13 protein-coding genes are annotated in these 19,553 nt (G+C 43.2%); 5 read left to right on the top strand and 8 right to left on the bottom strand.

Going from position 1 to position 19,553, the window contains the following annotated elements; translation table 11 throughout:
* Window positions 1-33 precede the first annotated feature (33 nt).
* The 3 genes from ACUNWA_RS13220 (at window position 34) to ACUNWA_RS13210 (ending at window position 4,824) form a co-directional block, all read left to right on the top strand.
* On the top strand, window positions 34-2,505 hold the full coding sequence (locus ACUNWA_RS13220) for an AsmA family protein (RefSeq protein ID WP_445592397.1): 2,472 nt from the start codon (window positions 34-36) through the stop codon (window positions 2,503-2,505).
* 101 nt (window positions 2,506-2,606) lie between these two features.
* Window positions 2,607-3,635, top strand: a complete 1,029-nt coding sequence (locus ACUNWA_RS13215; protein ID WP_445592396.1) for a glycoside hydrolase family 43 protein — start codon at window positions 2,607-2,609, stop codon at window positions 3,633-3,635.
* Window positions 3,636-3,891: 256 nt separating this feature from the next.
* Window positions 3,892-4,824, top strand: a complete 933-nt coding sequence (locus ACUNWA_RS13210) for a magnesium transporter CorA family protein (protein ID WP_445592395.1) — start codon at window positions 3,892-3,894, stop codon at window positions 4,822-4,824.
* A 210-nt stretch (window positions 4,825-5,034) separates the two neighbouring features.
* Here ACUNWA_RS13210 and ACUNWA_RS13205 read toward each other — a convergent pair whose 3' ends face one another.
* The 4 genes from ACUNWA_RS13205 to ACUNWA_RS13190 all read right to left on the bottom strand — a co-directional run bounded on the left by ACUNWA_RS13205 (window position 5,035) and on the right by ACUNWA_RS13190 (window position 10,468).
* Window positions 5,035-6,027: a GntR family transcriptional regulator gene (locus ACUNWA_RS13205; RefSeq protein WP_445592394.1), complete on the bottom strand. Its 993-nt coding sequence runs from the start codon at window positions 6,025-6,027 to the stop codon at window positions 5,035-5,037.
* A gap of 57 nt (window positions 6,028-6,084) precedes the next feature.
* The gene (gene fucP / locus ACUNWA_RS13200) at window positions 6,085-7,377 is read right to left on the bottom strand and encodes an L-fucose:H+ symporter permease (RefSeq protein ID WP_445592393.1); all 1,293 of its coding nucleotides are present in this window, start codon (window positions 7,375-7,377) and stop codon (window positions 6,085-6,087) included.
* A gap of 49 nt (window positions 7,378-7,426) precedes the next feature.
* Window positions 7,427-8,566 carry a DUF6786 family protein gene (locus tag ACUNWA_RS13195; RefSeq protein ID WP_445592392.1) on the bottom strand — a complete coding sequence of 380 codons (1,140 nt, stop codon included), beginning with the start codon at window positions 8,564-8,566 and terminating at the stop codon, window positions 7,427-7,429.
* 120 nt (window positions 8,567-8,686) lie between these two features.
* Window positions 8,687-10,468: an L-fucose isomerase gene (locus ACUNWA_RS13190; protein WP_445592391.1), complete on the bottom strand. Its 1,782-nt coding sequence runs from the start codon at window positions 10,466-10,468 to the stop codon at window positions 8,687-8,689.
* Between the two features lie 135 nt (window positions 10,469-10,603).
* On the opposite strand from ACUNWA_RS13190, the gene ACUNWA_RS13185 reads away from it, so the two are divergent.
* Window positions 10,604-12,022: a dicarboxylate/amino acid:cation symporter gene (locus ACUNWA_RS13185; protein WP_445592390.1), complete on the top strand. Its 1,419-nt coding sequence runs from the start codon at window positions 10,604-10,606 to the stop codon at window positions 12,020-12,022.
* Here ACUNWA_RS13185 and ACUNWA_RS13180 read toward each other — a convergent pair.
* The 3 genes from ACUNWA_RS13180 to ACUNWA_RS13170 form a co-directional block, all read right to left on the bottom strand.
* Entirely contained in the window at window positions 12,019-12,429 is a 411-nt protein-coding gene (locus ACUNWA_RS13180) for a DUF134 domain-containing protein (protein ID WP_445592389.1), read from the bottom strand. The two genes, ACUNWA_RS13185 and ACUNWA_RS13180, sit on opposite strands and share 4 nt — an antisense overlap.
* A complete protein-coding gene (gene aroC, locus ACUNWA_RS13175) occupies window positions 12,430-13,503 on the bottom strand; it encodes a chorismate synthase (protein WP_445592388.1) in 1,074 nt (357 codons plus the stop codon).
* A gap of 63 nt (window positions 13,504-13,566) precedes the next feature.
* A complete protein-coding gene (locus ACUNWA_RS13170) occupies window positions 13,567-14,142 on the bottom strand; it encodes an FKBP-type peptidyl-prolyl cis-trans isomerase (RefSeq protein WP_445592387.1) in 576 nt (191 codons plus the stop codon).
* Window positions 14,143-14,412: 270 nt separating this feature from the next.
* Between ACUNWA_RS13170 and ACUNWA_RS13165 the strand changes: the two genes are divergently transcribed.
* The gene (locus tag ACUNWA_RS13165; RefSeq protein ID WP_445592386.1) at window positions 14,413-16,740 is read left to right on the top strand and encodes a TonB-dependent receptor; all 2,328 of its coding nucleotides are present in this window, start codon (window positions 14,413-14,415) and stop codon (window positions 16,738-16,740) included.
* Between the two features lie 108 nt (window positions 16,741-16,848).
* Here the strand turns inward: ACUNWA_RS13165 and ACUNWA_RS13160 are convergent, their stop codons facing one another.
* Window positions 16,849-19,470 carry a putative LPS assembly protein LptD gene (locus tag ACUNWA_RS13160; RefSeq protein WP_445592385.1) on the bottom strand — a complete coding sequence of 874 codons (2,622 nt, stop codon included), beginning with the start codon at window positions 19,468-19,470 and terminating at the stop codon, window positions 16,849-16,851.
* Between the last annotated feature and the right edge of the window lie 83 nt (window positions 19,471-19,553).

Genomic DNA, 19,553 nt, shown 5'->3' with positions numbered 1-19,553 from the left:
TAAAGCTTAGTACGCTTAAAAAACACCATAAAAATGAAAAAAGTTATTCTGACCGTATCGGTGATTTTGGTTCTGCTTCTAGCAGCCATTATCATTGTTCCAATCGCTTTTAAAGGTCCTTTGCTGAAAAAGGTAAAAACAACGATCAACAACCAGGTGAATGCCAAAGTGGAGTTCGAAGACTTCAACCTGAGTCTGTGGCGAAGCTTCCCCAATGTGATGATTGAATTACAAGGCTTAACCGTTGTTGGAACCGGCGATTTTGCCAACGACACGCTGATAAGCATGCAGTCGCTGGCAACCGATATTTCGCTGAGTGATTTATTTAAAGGCGAAGATTTCACCATTCAGAGCCTGCGATTGAAAGAAGCGCAAGTGAACCTGCTAGCCAGCCAAACCGGGCAGGTAAACTGGGACATTGTTAAGCCCAGAGATCAACCGGAAGCCATTGACGAATCGGGCGAGAGCATGGGCATTTCACTTCAAGACATTGAAGTGCGCGATTTAAGCCTGATTTATAAAGACGAAGCTTCAGCCATGGTCGTGGCCCTGATGCACGCCAACCTCGATGCCAGCGGACGCATGGAAGGCACCATCACCCACTTTGATCTGGATGCGGAAGTTGGCGAGTTTAAATTCGAATACGACTCGACAGCATACATCGCCAACACCGTTTTGAAAGTCAAAAGTCAGCTGATGGCCGACTACGATAAAATGAACTTTGAATTTGGGGAATCCACCCTTCATCTGAATAAATTGCCTCTTGACCTGAGCGGAAAGTTTGAAATGCCCTCCGACAGCATGTACTTCGACCTGAAGTTTAAACAGCCTCAAAGCGATTTTGCGACTTTGCTGGCCATGGTGCCGCAAAGCTACCAGAGTTATCTCGAAGACATTAAAACCACCGGAGAAGCCGGTTTTGAAGGAATGGTTAAAGGCTGGTACTACGAAGAAGACATGCCCGAAATTGACCTGCGCTTGTTTGTGAAAAACGCGAGTCTGAACTATGCTGGTTCGCCTGAAAAAATTGAGCAAATTTCGATGGATGGCCAGATCAGCAAGCCACAGGGCGATTTTGACCTGCTAACGGTGAAGATTTCCAAAGCTCATGCGCAAATTCGGGAAAACCCGATTGACGCGCGCCTGACTATCACCACGCCAATGAGCGACCCTCAGTTTGATGCCTATTTCAACGGTAAAATTGATTTCACGCGTTTAGCTGAAATTATTCCGATGGACAGCCTCGAATTGAAAGGCTTCATGGATGGAAACCTGGCCATAAAAGGACGGATGTCAGCCATTGAAAAGGAAGATTATCAGAAAATATCATCTTCCGGAGCCGTTAACTTCAAAGACTTCAGCATTAAAACCCCACAAATCAATCAAACAGTTGAGATTAGTTCGGGCTCTTTAAAGCTCGATAACACAGCCATTACACTGAGTTCGCTGAGCGCAAAAACCGGTCAGAGTGATTTTCAGTTGAAAGGGAAACTGTCAAACTACCTTCCCTACTTCCTGATGGATAAAACCTTGAAGGGCGAGTTTTCCCTAAATTCAAATTATCTTAATTTCAATGAGCTGGCAAACCTGATGGCTGAAGACACCGTCGCAACCGCTTCTTCCGATAGCGTGATTGCTTTTCAGGTTCCTGCTAATTTAGATCTGGCCTTCAATTCCAAAATTAACAGGGCAACCTTCGACCGGATGGATATTCGCAACATTGTTGGGGCCATTGTGGTGAAAGACCGAATGCTGGTGCTGAAGCAACTGAATATGGATATGCTGGAAGGTCAACTAACAGTAGATGGTTCGTACAAAAGTAATGATGCCAACCAACCCTTGTTTGATTTTAACATGAACATTACCAGCATTCAAATTCCGGCCGCTTACCAGTCGTTTGGCTTGATGCAACAGTATATGCCCATTGCAGCACGTAGCCAGGGAGACATCTCGACTCAGGTGAAATTCAAAGGGCAGTTCGATGAAAAACTTGATATCATTACTTCAAGTTTAGACGGGAACGGGCTTTTCAATACCCAGAATTTGCAGATTGTTAATTCCCCAACTTTCGATCAGATTAAGAACTTCATCAAAAAGGAAAAGCTGAAAAACGTCCGCGTGGATGACTTTACCGCTCACTTTAGCCTCAATAAAGGCAACGTGGAGATGAAACCGTTCAAAACAAAAATTGCTGATCAGGATGTGGCCATTTCCGGAAAACTTTCCGTCACTCAAATTCTGGATATGAAGATGGATTTTAAAGTTAACCGGGAAGATATGAGCACCGACATCAACAATGCCTTGGGCTTCCTGCCGGGATCGAAAAACATCTCGCTTATTCCTGTAACGGTTAATATCACGGGCGATTTAACAAATCCCAAAGTGGCCTTAGACTTAAGCCAGGCAAAGAAAGAGATTCAGGAAGAAGTGAAAAAATCAACCAAAGAGGAACTTGACAAGTCGGTGAAAAAAATCGGTGACCAATTGAAAAAATTGTTCAATTAGGAATAAGAATCAAAGAGCTTGTTGGCCGTATATCACTCAGCCGTTTTCTGGTGGTTTGAGCAAATGCGGCCAACAAGCAGTTTTAAGCCAACTAACCAACTATGAAAAACGCCATTTTGATGCTCCCCTTAGCTGCGCTGCTGACTTGCGGGTCACTCCAAAAAGAAGTTAGTAAACCTGAAACGTCCGGCAATCCCATCGACAACGGCTGGTATGCCGATCCCGAAGTTGCGATCTTAAACAATCAGTATTGGATTTTCCCAACTTATTCGGACAAATATGAAGAGCAGGTTTTTCTGGATGCCTTTTCATCAGATGACTTGATTAACTGGACCAAGCACGAGCACGTAATTGACACCACTATCGTAAGCTGGGTGCATAAAGCCATGTGGGCGCCTTCCATTATTGAAAAGGATGGCAAATACTACTTGTTTTTTGCCGGGAATGACATTCAAAATGAATCGGGCCCCTTGTATGATGCCAAGCTGGGGGACAAAAATAAGCAGGGAGGAATTGGTGTTTGTGTCGCCAACCAGCCCGAAGGTCCCTACTCCGACTTGCTGGGCAAACCACTGATTCAGGAGTTTTACAACGGCGCGCAGCCTATCGATCAATATGTTTTTAAAGCCCTGGATGGTAAATACTACCTTGTGTATGGTGGATGGGGTCATTGCAATATTGCACAAATCAGCGATGATTTCACCCGGCTGATTCCTTTTGAAAATGGTGAGATGGTTCGGGAAATTACGCCCGAAGGCTATGTTGAAGGCCCGACTTTCTTCATTCGCAACGGGAAGTATTATTTCATGTGGTCGGAAGGTGGCTGGGGCAATTCAAGCTATAAAGTGGCTTATGCCATTGCCGATAGTCCATTCGGCCCTTTTGAGCGTTTGTCGACTGTTTTGGAGCAAGATCCAGACATTGCCACCGGAGCAGGTCACCATTCGGTTCTAAATATTCCCGACACTGATGATTGGTATATCATTTATCACCGTCGACCAATTCCAAACCAAGACCGGGACCACCGCGTAATTTGTATCGACCGCATGTACTTCAACGAGGATGGTACCATCAAGCCCGTAAAAATGACTTTTAAAGGCGTTCAACAAAGAAAGCTCCTTCCAAACTAGCACAAAAAGTTAACACCGAATTTCAATATGAACTAGCAAGCCCACAGCATGTTGAAATTCTTTTTCACTTTCCGGCTCATTTCTTCTATACAAATCGCTTTTGGTTTGTTCTTCTTTTAACTTGTTTTTGTAGTTTTGCACGGCAATAAAAAACAATCTCATGGACGAAGACCCGGGTCATCAGAAAAATGAATTATTAAGCTCGTTGTAGGAGGGTCTGTTGCCTCCTACGCAAGAATTAAAAGGAGGCAAAATCATGCTTAAAATCTTCAAAAGCTTTGGTGGTTATTTAGAAATCCCTAAAGCTGAGAAAGGCTGTTGGATCAATATTGTTCAGCCATCTCAAGACGAAATCAATCGCATTCAAACCGAATTTAATGTTCCCGCCGACATCATTCAGGATATTCTGGACGTGGATGAACGCCCCAGGTATGAGGTCGATGAAGATTGGTCCTTAATCATTTTGCGTATTCCGGTGGAAAGCCCTTCCAATGGCGTACCATATTACACCGTGCCGCTTGGTATTTTCCGCACAGAAAGCTTAACCATCACCCTGTGTTCAGCCCCCAATGAAGTCCTTCCTATTGACAAGCCGGCACTTTACCGAGGGCAAGGACAATTGGTTCATGATGATTTAAACTTTGTAATCAAGCTGTTTCTACGTTCTGGAAGCACCTACCTGCGCTACCTGAAACAAATTAACCAGCAAACAGCTCTTATTGAAAACGAGCTTGAAAAATCCATCCGAAACAAAGAATTGAATAAACTGCTGAAGATGGAGAAATGCCTGGTGTTTTTCATTACTTCGCTAAAAGCCAATGAAATTGTACTGGCTAAACTTCGCAATACGCTGAAGAAAGATATTACCGAATTGAACGAAGATTTGCTCGAAGACGCTATCATTGAGAACAAGCAGGCACTTGAAATGTCGCAGATTTATTCGGACATCCAAAGCGGCATGATGGACGCTTTTGCCTCGGTTATTTCTAATAACCTGAACGTGGTGATGAAGCAGCTGGCTTCCATTTCAATCATTCTAATGATTCCAACCTTGATTGCCAGCTTATACGGGATGAATGTACCCAACCATCTGGAAGATAACCCCTGGGCCTTCTTCTTCGTTATTTTAATTTCGGCTTTTCTGGCGCTGGTCGGTATTATTATTTTCCGAAAGAAAGATTTATTCTAAACTCAACGGACTGGCATTTCCTATTCCCGACAGTCTCGCATTTTCAGGAGCAAAACGACTAAAGAAGTTTGAGTGTACTCCACTCTTTTTTGATGCCAGGTTCAATTCGTTTGCTTAAGAAAAACCAAAAGACCTCTGAAGGTTGAATTCAGAGGACTTTTGGTTTTTAGTAATGGATTTTAGTCTGTCCGAAAATTCGAAACAAAATCATTACAATGAGCCGCGCAAAATAAGTTTGGGCGGAAGGGTTTCAAATACTTTGTGTTTACTTTCTACAAAATGGGCCGCCTTCTGCCCCATCTCTTCAAAATCGATCGATATAACCGTCATTCCATTACCGACAATCTCTTTCATGGGCGAATCATTGTAGGAAATGAGTCCGACATCCTCTCCCAACTTCAGCCCTTGGCGTTTACAGGATTTAATGATGTACACCAAATCATCCTCTTTAATCACGAGGTAGGCCTGTCCTCGTTCTATGCTCTTATTTTTGATGCGGGGAATGACGGCATGCTTCAGCTGTTTCTCTCCGCAAAAGCGCTGAAAAGTGTCAATTGTAATTTGAGGATGAGGCGTCGATTCCGGAAATACCAAGTTGAACTCCTCATAATTTGAAATCCGGTCCAGGCCTTGCTCCAGACAGTTGTAAAACGCCTGTTCAAAATCCTGAACAATGTATGCCATTTCCTGATTGGCCGGCTTTCCCATATCCAGAATCAGCAATTTATTTGGGTCTATTTTCCGAACAACCTTTTCAATCCGCTCATTCTGAATATTCATCACCACATACATGCTGTATCTTCCCAAACTATTCAAAATAAGCTGTTCGAATACATCCTGATTGTAATGATGAAACAGCAAGTCAACGGTGTAATTTTCAGGCAAAGCCATTCGAAAGCTACTGTAAAGCTGCTCTTTAAACGCACTGAAATCGTCCAGCAGAACCATGACTTTAAACGATTCATGGCTAACGAAATAACCTTTGGTTGGCGTTGACGAAATAACACTGCGCTGCTTCAAGGTGGTGTATGCTTTAAAAACAGTATCCCGGGACAGACCGCTTTCACGGCTGAGCTTATTCACCGATGGCAAAAAGTCACCTTCATTCAAAACGCCACTGCTAATCGCTTCATTAATCGCATGAATTAATTGCTGCAATTTGGTTTGCGATGACGATTTATCCAACTTAAATGTAAATTCCATAGTCGTAAAATTTATCCCCCTGCTTTGCCCTAGCATCAAGCAAGCTTCAAAAACGCTTTAGTTCAAATGCGTTTTCAAGGTCCGATAGCCGTAAATACCAATAACCACAAAGCAAATTAAGGGTAAAATGAAAGAGAAATTAACGGCCGGCAACCAACCAATCGTCCCCTGATCGATAATAAAGCCTTGCAAAGGCGGCATTAAAGCGCCACCAACGATCGCCATCACCAAGCCGGCAGCTCCCAGCGTTGCATCATCACCAAGTCCCTCAAGGGCAATCCCATAAATGGTTGGGAACATCAGCGACATAAAGGCCGAAGTAGCTACGAGTAGATACAATCCGGGCATTCCTTCGATCAGAATAACACCAGCTGTTGTCAGCATTCCTCCAGCGGCAAATAAAGTTAACATTAGACGGGCATTCAAATATTTCATCAAAAAAGTACTGATAAAACGACTCAGGATGAAGATGGCCATGGCTACAATATTGTAGCGTTGCGCTTCAGCTTTGGGTATTCCCAAGTTATCAGCATACTGAATGATAAACGTCCAACACATAATCTGTGCTCCTACATAAAACACCTGAGCAATCACACCTTCGCGATACTTTACATTCTTAATTAAGCGTTTGAAAATGTCTTTCGCATGGATCGTATGGTCAGCTTTTGCCCGTGTTGGCATCTTGGCCATGGCAATAACCACCAGCATAATGATGACAAATAATCCAAGGATAACATATGGATTACGAATGATTTGTAAATCTTGCGTCCGGATAGCTGCTTTTTCAGCGGCTCCCAAAGTTTCAAAAACCAAGTTACCTGCAGCATCCCGTTTATCCGACTCCAGGGCAGACAGAATCAGCTGTGAGGCTACAAACATTCCCAAAATTGACCCCATGGGGTTAAACGACTGCGCCAAATTCAAACGTCTGGTAGCCGTTTCTTCTGGCCCCATTGACAAAATGTATGGATTGGCTGTTGTTTCGAGAAAAGCCAGACCGAAAGTCAAAATGTAAAGAGAAACCAGAAAGAATCCGAAAACCTCGTACTGGGCAGCCGGAAAAAACAGCAGCGCGCCAACGGCATATAATGCCAGTCCAATAATGATTCCGACTTTATAGCTGTATCGCTTAATAATTAATGCAGCAGGAATCGCCATGGTGGCATAGCCCCCGTAAAACGCAAACTGCACCAAGGCTGCTTTGGCATTGGAGATTTCCATCACTGTTTTGAACGCAGCCACCATAGGGTTTGTAATATCATTGGCAAATCCCCACAAGGCAAAAAGACTGGTTATTAAAATAAAAGGCACCAGATATTCCGAAGGAACAACTTTATTTTTTGTTTTCACGTTTAGTTTTGTTTTTAGTTTGTTTAGTTATAAAATTATTGTTTCTGACCTATAGTTTTGATTTAATGGTTTGAATTGAAACACCCAACAATTTCTCAGCAATTGGATTCAAAGCATCTTCATCTCCTTCAAAATGGAAGGTTCGCTGAAAATGCATTTTCACTTCACCCGCTTTTAAAGCAGCTGCCGAAGAAGAAGATTCCAGCTCATAAAACGGTCCCAGTTGATTACCATCGGCTAAAGGGCCATCATTATAGGCATTGATCGCATCGCCCTGGAATGGTTCTTCCTGAACCTCCTCCCACGAAGAATTGACATAATCAGCAGAAGTTGAATCCAGCGAACATACCAGGATGGTTAAGCAATGATTTTGCGCATCGTAACTGCCCAGCACCGGTAAAGCCCGTTGTGGTGAGATTCCAATCTTGCTACGGTGCTTTCCATCCGCCTTCAGATAGACCGCCACATCGTCAACAGTCAAGCGATCTTCAGGAACTTTCCCAAAGTAATCATCAGTAACCACGGGCCCTTCGCCGTCTTTTCGATATGGAACCACCAGGGTAACTTCCGGCGATGGCTGATACATCGAAAGCATCCAAATCGAAGGCATGCCGGTTTCCTTTGTCCAGTCAGCCTCTCCATTATTCTTCAACTGGTTCAGGGATTCATAGGCCACCACACGAACGGATTCATCGAGCTGAACAGGCAAATATTCTTCCAGCTCAATCGGATCAATAATACTAACTCGCCGGGTAACTTCCATGGCAAAATCATTCCCTGAATAATTTGTCAGCTGAAAGTTTTTCCGAAAAGTAGCCGTTTCCGGATTAGCTTCAATCACATCCCAAGGCATCGAATCAATAGCCGACGGGACCCGCCAGTTTTCCATTTTCATGGGTTTGCCCTTTTCAAAATAAAAGGAAAACTGACCTCCTTCGGGTCCAATCCAGAAACGTTCTTCTCCCCCAAAAGGATTGAATTGAGTTGAAAGCTCACTGCTACCGAGCAAGTCATGGTTAATCCATCCAAAGGAATAACCGTCTTCACCCGATGTGGTACTAGTCATCACCCGTCCCTGGAATTCGGGAACCACCACTAAACGTGATGGTCCCGCTACCAGTTCTATTGTTGAATAATGTTGTTGAAGTTGTTTCAGATCATAGCCATACTGGCCTTTATCAAATTTCATAGGTTTCGCTTTTTTGTTGTTATCGTTGCAAGCCAGACTGGCCGCAAGCATTGATACAGCCAAAATGCCAATTATTATTGAAACGAGTCCATGTTTCATCACAAAAGTTAAACAGTATGTTTATCCATAAATTGGCCCATAAGTTTGGCAGGCCATGTAATCAGCGGCCTCTTTATCCATTCCAAATGAAGCCCAGGCACTTGGGCGGAAAATATTTTCCTCCTCCACATTATGCATGCTTACCGGGATTCGTAAAATAGAAGCCAAAGTAATCAAGTCGGATCCAATATGACCGTAAGAAATAGCGCCGTGATTCGCACCCCAGTTAGCCATCACGCTGTACACATCTTTAAATGCATCGCAGTCATTCAAGCGTGGCACAAACCAGGTTGTTGGCCAGGTTGGATTGGTTCGCTTATCCAAGGTTTGATGTACATCATCAGGCAATTCAACGGTCCATCCTTCTGCAATTTGAAGAACAGGCCCTAAACCTTTCACCAGGTTAATACGCGACATGGTTACAGGCATTTGTCCGGAAGTTTTAAATTGTGACGAATAACCACCACCACGGAAATAACCTATATCAGCCGGGCACCAGCTAGTGTTATCCAAACAAGCCTGAGCTTCTTCTGCCGAAATATCCCAAAATGGCTTCATCACCGGATTTCCATCTGCATCTTTTTGCTGTGCCGTTGCATCCAGCGTGGTTGATCCGGAATTGATTAGGTGAATGACCCCATTGCGCGCCAAACCTTTCAGTTCTTTTCCAGTCACTCGCTTAACGGCTTCCGGACTCCAGAATGTCCGCACATCGGAAAAAATTTGAGCTGTATTGGTCAACAAATGACCGAACAACATAGGAACAGCATTTAAACTATCATTTTCGGTCGCAAATACAAACGCTTCGCGAATACCATTCCAGTCGAATGATGAATTTAACATCGCTTCAGTAAAGTCGGCATTTGGATAGAAATCAGTCCATTGACGTTGTCCTTGGAAACCACCAGTAATCGCGTTATGTCCCCGGGATTCTTCGCCGAAGCCCATTTCTGCCAATTTGGGATTACCAATCATCAAATCGCGACAAATCAAGGTCATTTTTACAACTGTTTCCCACTCCCAGTCTTTCTGTTTGCGATCATGCTGTACCGCTTCGGCATTAACATCCTCCCCTTCTTTGCAATTCGCTTTGGTCCAGGCCAAGGCTTTCTCAAACTCGTCCTTGTCGTAGATACCTTCCTTCAATCGGCGTAGAATCTCTACCGACTCCACAAACTCGGTACGCATGCCCAGGTAGTCCTGAAAGAAGTTAGCATCCACCATTGAACCCGCAATCCCCATTGACGTGTAACCAATAGACAGATATGACTTTCCTTTAATTTGAGCTGAAGCCAAAGCGGCCTTCGTAAATCGAAGTATTTTTTCGCGCACATCCTCCGGAATACTTGTATCATCAGAATCCTGTACATCGCGGCCATAAATACCGAAAGCAGGTAAACCTTTCTGCGTATAACCAGCCAGAGCTGCTGCCAGATAAACAGCTCCAGGCCGTTCAGTTCCATTGAAGCCCCAAACGGCCTTGGGAATAAGTGGATCCGAATCCATCACTTCGGAACCATAACACCAGCAAGGAGTAACTGTTAGAGAAACTCCCACGCCTTCGCGACTGAATTTATCGGCACAACGGGCAGCATCGGCTACTCCCCCAATGGTTGTATCGGCAATCACACATTCTACTTTTTCTCCTGAAGGGAAACGCAGGTTTTCTTCAATCAGCTTTGCCGCAGCTTTAGCCATGTTCATAGTTTGAACTTCCAGTGATTCGCGCACTCCGCGCTCACGTCCATCAATAGTAGGGCGAATTCCAACCTTAGGCAAACGTCCGATTAAACGATTTTTCATAGTCTTTTCTTATTTTTTATTAGTCTATTGTATTGTGCTGTACTGTGCTGCTAAAATAATAAGAATTTGACACGAAAAAGATGTTGGAGAACATGTCTCAAATAGTTAATTTTGTAGATATATTAATTCAAGTCTATGCGCATATTTAAACTCGAACTCCATTGGCAAATTTTGATTGCCCTTATCCTTTCGATCTTTTATGGAATCATGTTTCCGACTAAATACTCCTACGATCAGGAGTCCATCAGTTATTTAAGGAAGAAAATCCAGTCGACAGAAGTTATTGCAAAAATTGAATCGCATAAAAATGCGGAGTTTAATACGCTGAAAGGATTTCAAACAGATCTTAAGAGCTTTTTAACAGCCGAAGAGTACAATGACCATCAAACAATTATTCGCAAGGCAAGCTATACCAATCCACAAGTCAACGCGGTTAGTTGGATGGGCGATTTATTTTTGCGATCCTTAAAAATGCTGATCATTCCACTTATTTTAAGCTCTTTAATTTCAGGAATTACCAACATTGGTACGGGTAAAAACCTGGGACGATTAGGCCTAAAAACGATAGGCTATTATGTACTGACTTCGTTATTGGCCATTGTAACCGGCTTATTTTTTGTCAATCTGTTTAAACCCGGCATTGGTGCCGACTTGAACTTCCAGGAGCATGTAGAAGGCTTGGTGGAGAAGCAACGTTCTTTTCGAGATATTCTAATTGAGATTGTTCCTGAAAATATTTTTCAAGCCTTTAATGAAAGCGATATGCTTTCCATTATCTTTTTTGCGGTTCTATTTGGCTTTTTCATTACCAAATTAGATCTCGTTAACCGGGAAGTGCTCAAAAAAGCATTTAATGCCTTATTTGAAGTGATGATGAAAATTACGCTCTTCATCATCAAATTCACCCCGCTTGGGATCTTTGGAATTGTGGCTAAGGTTATTGCCGATCAGGATGATTTAACCAGTTTGATGTCGCGCATGGGAATTTATATGGCTACCGTCATTCTGGCCCTGGGAGTTCATTTCTTTATCAGTATTCCGCTTTTGGTAAAACTTATTGGAAAAGCGAATCCGCTAAAGCACTTCCGAAATATGACCACTCCCCTGCTGACCGCCTTTTCAACATCATCATCGGGAGCCACGCTGCCCTTAACAATCGATGCTGTAGAGTCTAAATCAGGTGTATCCAATAAAATAAGCAGCTTTACCCTGCCTTTGGGAGCTACTATTAATATGGATGGAACAGCCCTTTACGAATGTGTTGCGGCTATTTTTATCGCACAGGCCTATGGGCAACATTTAAGCATTGGGCAGCAGGCCATCATTGTGGCAACGGCCTTACTTGCTTCTATTGGAGCCGCAGCCATTCCAATGGCCGGTTTGGTAATGATAAGTGTTATTCTCGCTGCCGTAGGACTTCCATTGGAAGGGATAGGCTTAGTCCTTGCAGTAGATCGAATTTTGGATATGTTTCGCACAGCAACCAACGTATGGAGCGATAGCTGTGGGGCTGTTTTAATAGCAAAAAGCGAAGGTGAAAAGCTACAGGTTTAGCCTTCCTTATAAAATTCGTTAAGGGAAATAATTTCAGGGGAATGACAAATCGGGCAATTCTCGTCAGCGCTAGCCATATTGAATTTAGCACTACAAGCGTTGCACCGATACCAGTGTTCATCAAACTGAAAGTTTCCTCCACGAATCAACAAATCTTTACCTTCAACCATGGCCTGAGCGACCTTATTACGAGCTGACTCGTATATCCGGGTCAGTGTAGGTCGCGAAACATCCATACATACGGCAGCTTCTTCCTGTGTCAGGTTGTCGTAATCCAACAATTTAATGGACTCGTATTCTTCAAAAAAAAGAACCACTTGTTCTGCTCTGTTCTTTGGTCCAAATACTGAGAATCCCTTCACCGAAGGCGGTGCCAACAGTCGTCGTTGTCTTTTTTTGCGAGGCATCTAGTTCTGATTTACTTTATTCAATAAATAATGATCAGCAATAACCAAGGCTGCCATCGCTTCTACAATGGGGACAGCGCGCGGTAAAACACAGGGATCATGACGACCTTTAGGATTGATCGTTATTTCGTTTTCATCTTTATCGACCGTTTGCTGCTCTTTCAGCAAGGTCGCAATGGGTTTAAAGGCCACATTAAAATAGACATCTTCTCCATTGGAAATTCCTCCCTGAATTCCTCCAGAGTTATTAGTCTTGGTGCGTATTCCTTTTTCTGACTTAACAAACACATCGTTGTGTTCCGAACCACTTAAGCGAGTACCGTCGAAACCAGAACCATATTCAAAGCCCTTTACGGCATTAATGCCCAACATGGCATGCCCCATATCGGCATGCAGCTTATTAAATACAGGTTCTCCCAGTCCAACAGGAACTCCTCGAACAACTCCTTGAATAATTCCACCAACGGTATCGTGACTTTTGCCGGCTAATTCAATCCGGGCAATCATCTTTTCAGCAGTTTCCTGATCTGGGCAACGAACAATGTTACTATCGACCTGGCTTAAGTCAAGCTCTTGATAAGTTTTGTCAAGTTCAACATCACCCACCCGCTGCACAAAAGCATGAACACTGACTCCCACTTGCTTCAGCATCAATTTAGCAATTGAGCCAGCCACTACACGAGCAATCGTTTCGCGGGCTGAAGAACGGCCTCCACCACGATGATCGCGGCTTCCATACTTTTTCTGATAGGTGTAATCGGCATGCGAAGGTCTGAACACATCTTTCAGATTGTTGTAATCATTAGAATGCTGATCTTTATTTCTGATCAAAAAACCGATGGGTGTTCCCTGCGTTTTTCCTTCAAAAATTCCTGATAGGAATTCAACCTGATCTGATTCCTGACGTTGGGTGGTAATTTTCGACTGACCGGGTTTTCTACGATCCAGCTCATGCTGAATAAAGTCCAGGTCTATTTCAACACCAGCGGGGCAACCATCAATGATACCGCCAATTCCAACACCATGGGATTCCCCAAACGAGGTCAACCGAAAAATTTGTCCGAAGCTATTCATGCCTTTTGAAAAAAATATTGCTCCTGACTTATCAGGAGCAATCGTGAAAATTCGTTTTATTTCTTAACAGCCACAACCGCAGCCACCTCCGCTTGTACCTTCTGTAGCACAGCTTTCATCTTCGCAACCACAACCGCCGCTGTCACAACCACAGCCACCTTGCACGGTCGCTGCAATTTCTTCGTCAGTAGCTTCGCGCACCTCCAAAACCTTACCAGTAAAGAATAAATCTTCACCAGCTAGTGGGTGGTTAAAGTCCATTTTTACATTTTCATCTGTAATTTCAAGCACCAAGCCGTTCATGCGTTGCCCATTGGCACTCATCATTGGAACGGTGTTGCCTACTTTTATGATTTCATCGTCAAATTTTCCTTCCACCAAAAACAAGTGTTTAGGAAGATCAACAACCGCATTCTCATCGATCGGCCCGTAAGCTTCTTCGCATGAGAGATTTATATTGAAGTCGTTACCTTGCTCAAGTCCTTCCAAAAGCTCTTCAAACTTAGGCATCATCAAACCAGCACCATAAACAAAGTTTAGTGGTTTCTCAGCCGTTGTCTGTTCAATCAATTCTCCGTTTGCTCCTTCGATTCTTAAATCGTAAGTCAAAGAAACCATTTTGTTTTTAGTAATTGCCATTTTAAACTATTTAGATTCATTTTGAATAATTAGTGCAAAGAAATAAAAAACATTCATATAATGAAAAGTGTCTCCTTGCTCCAACCCGCACATTTAATGATAACATCATAAAATTGGGTTGGTTTAATTCTCCCCCCTCATTAAATTATAAAACTTAATATTCAATATTAACGACATCTGAATAAATCCTTTTAAAGTCGCACTTGCAGAACTTTTGCTCGACTTCTTGGTTGTATCATATTCAATGTAAAAAAAGCAAATATAATTACCATGGAAAGAATCTCTTTACTTCTTGGCATACTTCTCCTGTTTACGTCGACACAACTATCAGCACAAAAAACAGATGCCAATATCTTTGGCGACGTAAAGTCAAAAGGTGAGCATATCCCTTTTGTCAATATCTACATCAAAGGCACCAACTATGGAACGGTAACTGATGAGACCGGTCACTTTCTGCTCGTCAACCTTCCGGTTGGACAGCACACCGTCGTTGCCAAAATGATCGGCTATAAACCAGTTGAAAAGTCCATCAATCTGATTAAAGGGCAAAGCATCGAGCTAAACATCCAACTGGAAAGAGAAAGTCTGGCAGTGGATGAAGTTGTTATTACAGGCACCAGAACCTTCAAGCGAAGAACCGAATCAGCGGTCATTGTCAATGTAATCGACTCTAAAGTTTTTGACTATGTACAGGCAAATACCATCTCTGAAGGCTTGAGTTTTCAACCTGGACTTAGGATGGAGACCGATTGCCAGACTTGCAACTATTCGCAGCTACGGATGAATGGTCTGGGCGGTGCTTATTCCCAAATCCTGATTAACAGCCGCCCCATATTCAGTCCACTGACCGGGCTGTATGGCTTGGAGCAAATTCCCACAGAAATGGTCGAACGCATAGAGGTGGTTCGTGGAGGCGCTTCTGCTCTATATGGCTCCAGTGCCATCGGTGGAACCGTTAATGTCATCACCAAGTTTCCGTCACGAAATGCCTATGATATTTCGATGAACAACGCCGTCATTAACGGGGAGTCCAACGACAATCACATCAATGGAAATGTAACCTTACTAACAACCCAGCGCAATGCCGGAGCCACCATCTACGTGTCGCGAAGAGACCGTCAAGCCTACGATCACAACGATGATGGATACTCAGAGATGCCCGCACTTCGAAATAACTCCTTTGGTTTTAACTCCTATTTTCGTTTAAACCAGAACCAGAAATTAGAGGTTAATTTTGCCAGCTTGCATGAATATCGCAGAGGAGGAAATAAGAATGATGAGCCGGCCTACCTGGCCGATCAATCGGAAGAACGCACTCACGATATTTTAATGGGCGGACTGGATTATTCTTTGGATCTGAACAACAACCGGACTTCGCTCTCTGCCTTTCTGGCCGGACAGTACACCGAGCGGAAGCACTACACCGGCATTCGTCCGGACACGGATGAAGAACTGGCTGCTCATAACGCCCTTCCTCCCTATGGCAACACAGACAACAACACCTTCATCGGCGGACTACAACTAAACCACTCCTTATATGATTTTTTTGGTGGACCTAATATTATTACCACCGGCTTGGAATATAACTATGATGAAGTTGCCGATGAGATTGAGACTTATACCTACCTACTGGATCAAACGTCTAAAAACCTCGGATTTTACTTGCAAAGTGACTGGGCCGTCAATTCGAAGTTAAACCTACTTACTGGTGTTCGGGCCGATCAGCACAATTATGTTGATCAAATCATTCTGAACCCGCGCGTGTCAGCCCTGTACAAGTTTAACCAGGAAACACAGTACCGGATCTCCTGGTCTACAGGTTTCCGGGCACCACAGGCTTTTGATACCGACATGCACATTGCCTTTTCGGGTGGCGGCATTCAGCAAGTTCAATTAGCTGACGAATTGGATGAAGAACGCTCACAAAGCATCAGTACTTCGATTAACTGGGATCGAGCCACGGAATCGCATATCTATGGGTTTACCATCGAAGGTTTTTACACGCAGTTGAAAGATGCTTTCATTCTGGAAGAGCTGGACAGCACGCCTGACGGAAATTCGATTCTGGAAAAGCGAAATGGTGGAAATTCGCAGGTGGTTGGTGGAACTTTTGAAGCACGGGCTAACTTTAATCAAAAGCTGCAATTGGAGGGCGGATTAACCTTACAAAAGAGCCGATATGCCCAAATCGTAGCGTGGTCGGCCGATATCGCAGGAACCAAAGACTACCTGCGGACGCCCGACTCGTACGGTTATTTTACGATTGCCTATACTCCCGATAGTCCTTTTAAAGCAAGCATTTCGGGCATTTATACAGGCACCATGCTTGTTCCCCACTACGGACTGGCTGGTGATGCCGGAACACCCGAAGAAGATGCGCTAATTGAATCAGATACTTTTTGGGAAACTAACCTAAAACTATCGTATGATTTTGAATTACCTCATCTCGATTCGAACCTGCAATTTTTTGCTGGAGTCAACAACATTTTTAATCAATACCAAGACGACTTTGATAAAGGGAAATACCGGGATAGCAACTATGTTTATGGCCCGGCCAAACCACAAACAGTATTCTTCGGAATCAAACTATTTAACTAATTCGGCCGATTCTCATACCCAGGCTTGTATCTGACTATTCTCAGCCACAAAAAGGAAGGCCAGCAAAACAATTGTTTTGCTGGCCTTCCTTTTTGTTAATAAAGTCTGCTAGTTATTATCGAACCAGCTACGCTGTTTGTTTACCTTCAAATCCTTCAACATTGAAGAAGATGCATTGATTGTAAAGCTATAACTTTTACGCTGTCCGAAAGGCACAAAGTTAAAACTCATATTCCAGCAATGGAGTTTTCGGTTTACATTAAACGTTGTAAATGAAAACTCGCCCGCCTGAACATCAAAATTGGTGGTCAGCTGCATATTCCATTCGCGGGTTAAATTCAAGCGTCCACTAAAGTTCAAGCTCTGGTTAATTTGTGCATCGTGATAGGGACTTCTTTTAGAATAACTCAAGCTATAATCAAAGCGAAAATCCCAAGGCATGCTAAAATCGTAATATTCAACACGACCATCAGGGTAAACGACCTCTTCCACATTAGATTCCCCTCCATCCTTTTCCTGGTCTTCCTTTTTCGATTTAAAAGACATTCCAAAAGATAGGTTGGCGTTAGTTAACCGGCCTAGCTTGGCCAGTCCGGAAGCTTCATTCCACATGAACTTGTTGATCTTTTTTCCTTCTAAATCCGTTGAATACGGATCAAGTGTTCCTCCAAAATTGAGGTTAACACCTTTAATCGTTGTCCGTCCATTAATTCGGATGTTACTCAAATTCAGTGAGTCGGCAATCAAATTATAGGAACCACTAAACCCAAGGTTATCAATAATTTTCACCTTCTCAAACTTGTTCTCCGTTGCGGTTGTATCATTTTTGGCCGCTACCTTCGCCTCCAGGTTATTGGTCAACCCAAAGTTAATAGAACCACTCTCGCGCGAACTTGCGGACCCGAAAATACCATTGCTAAATCGGTTGTAGGTAATTACATCACCGTTCTCATCAATATAGCTGTCCCAAAATCCATATTTTGGATCGGTAAAATCCGGATTGTAACTCAAACTAACCGAAGGCGAAATTTTATGACGAATCGCTTTCACGCGCGAGTTTGGATTCTTCATCAAATACATCCCATAAATATTGGTCTGCGAACTCAACGAAAAGGAATAATTGTAATTCCGCTTGAAATGATAGATTGTATCAACCCAAAGCGTTCCTTCCTCTGCCACGTGATCATAGGCATAGTTTTTTTCGAGGTAATTGGTGTACCAACGCTCCGAATAACTTATGCTGGGGCTAACATTGATGTGTTTAAGCAGGTTGAAGTTTGGCAATGAAATAGGAATCGAGTGTTTCCATCCATTACTCCAATCGGTAACCAATGATTTGTTAAGAAGCTCATCCTCCCGCGCAGTAATCGAATTTTTGATGTTACCCGTATAACTGAATCCAATTTTTTCGTACCACTTAGCTGCCCCAACACGCCCCTTCTGCTTAAAGGGATAAATTTTTGACATGGAAAATGTTAACTCCGGAAAACTTAATGAGATGGTTGAATCCCGTGAGTTTTGCGAATGCCTGAAACTGGATGACATATTAAACGGTGAATTTTCCCATTTCTTAGAATAAGAGATACTCGACGACTTTGTCGTTTGCAGGTAGCTTTGCACGTTATACGAGTTTTGCTTGTCGTAGCTAGTTGTTGACAAGTTTACATTCGCTGAAAACGTCTGAAACGGATTCGCTTTGCTGTCCTGCGAGTGAGACCATTGCAACGAAAAGCCAGGAGAGCGGCTAAAATCAGGCAATCCCGGATCGCTGTAGCGGTTCACATTGTATCTAAAATCAAAGCTTCCCGAAAATTTGTACCGCTTTTTATAATTGGTGTGCAAATTACTTCCCCACGATCCTTTCGAATAAATATCACCTTTCACCGTCAAATCAAAATACTGACTGGCGGCCCAGTAATATCCGCCTTCGCGCAAGAAAAAGCCCCGGTTTTGTTCTTCTCCATACGTCGGTATTATAATACCCGAAGAATACGTGGGTGAGTTGGGGAAAAAGCCAAAAGGAATCATCGGAAAATAAATCGGAAAATCTTCCAACACCAGATAGGCCGGGCCGGTTATAATCTTTTTATTCGAAATCACCTTCGCTTTGGTCATTCTCAAATAGAAGTGAGGATGATCAGCATCGCAGGTCGTATACTTCCCTTTTTTCAGAATGAAAGCATTGGCATCAATCTTTTTGGTTCGCTCACTGTGCACGTAACCTTCGCCCTGCTGAGTCTTTACTTCGGTGATAATTCCTTTTTGCGTTTCAAAGTTGTAGCGCAGGGTTTCACTCTCAAACTCTTCCTGCCCGTCTTTAAACACAGGTTCTCCCTGCATCACATCGGCCGAATCCGGAACCCCCTCGGCATAAACTTCTTTGGTTTGCAAATCCAGCTCAATGTAATCAGCTTTCAACTCAATAGCTTGGTAATTGACCACCGCCTCCTTATACAAATACACTTTTTTACCATCCAAGGATATCACGATGGAGTCAGTGGCATTGTAGGTGATTGGTGCTTCCAAAACCGTTGAGGTTACAGAATCAGCAGAACTTGTTGTTTCAGGAACAACCTTATTGGCTATTAATATAGAGTCGGCTTGCAACTCTTTTGAAGGTACAATAGCACGAGTACTGTCAGGGACTTCCTGCGCAAAAGAGGAAAGGCCTAACAAAAGCAGCAAATATGTAAATCGAATTCGTATCAAATCAGGTAAAATGTTAGCCATTGCGGTCACATTGGTCTGCAAAAATATAAATTCAACCCAGACAAATGGGCGAACAAATGCAAAATAATTTTAATATTTCTATT

This window comes from Sunxiuqinia sp. sy24, from assembly GCF_052677165.1.
Note: the sequence above shows the minus strand (reverse complement) of the source record. Positions and strands in the feature narration are given on the sequence as shown.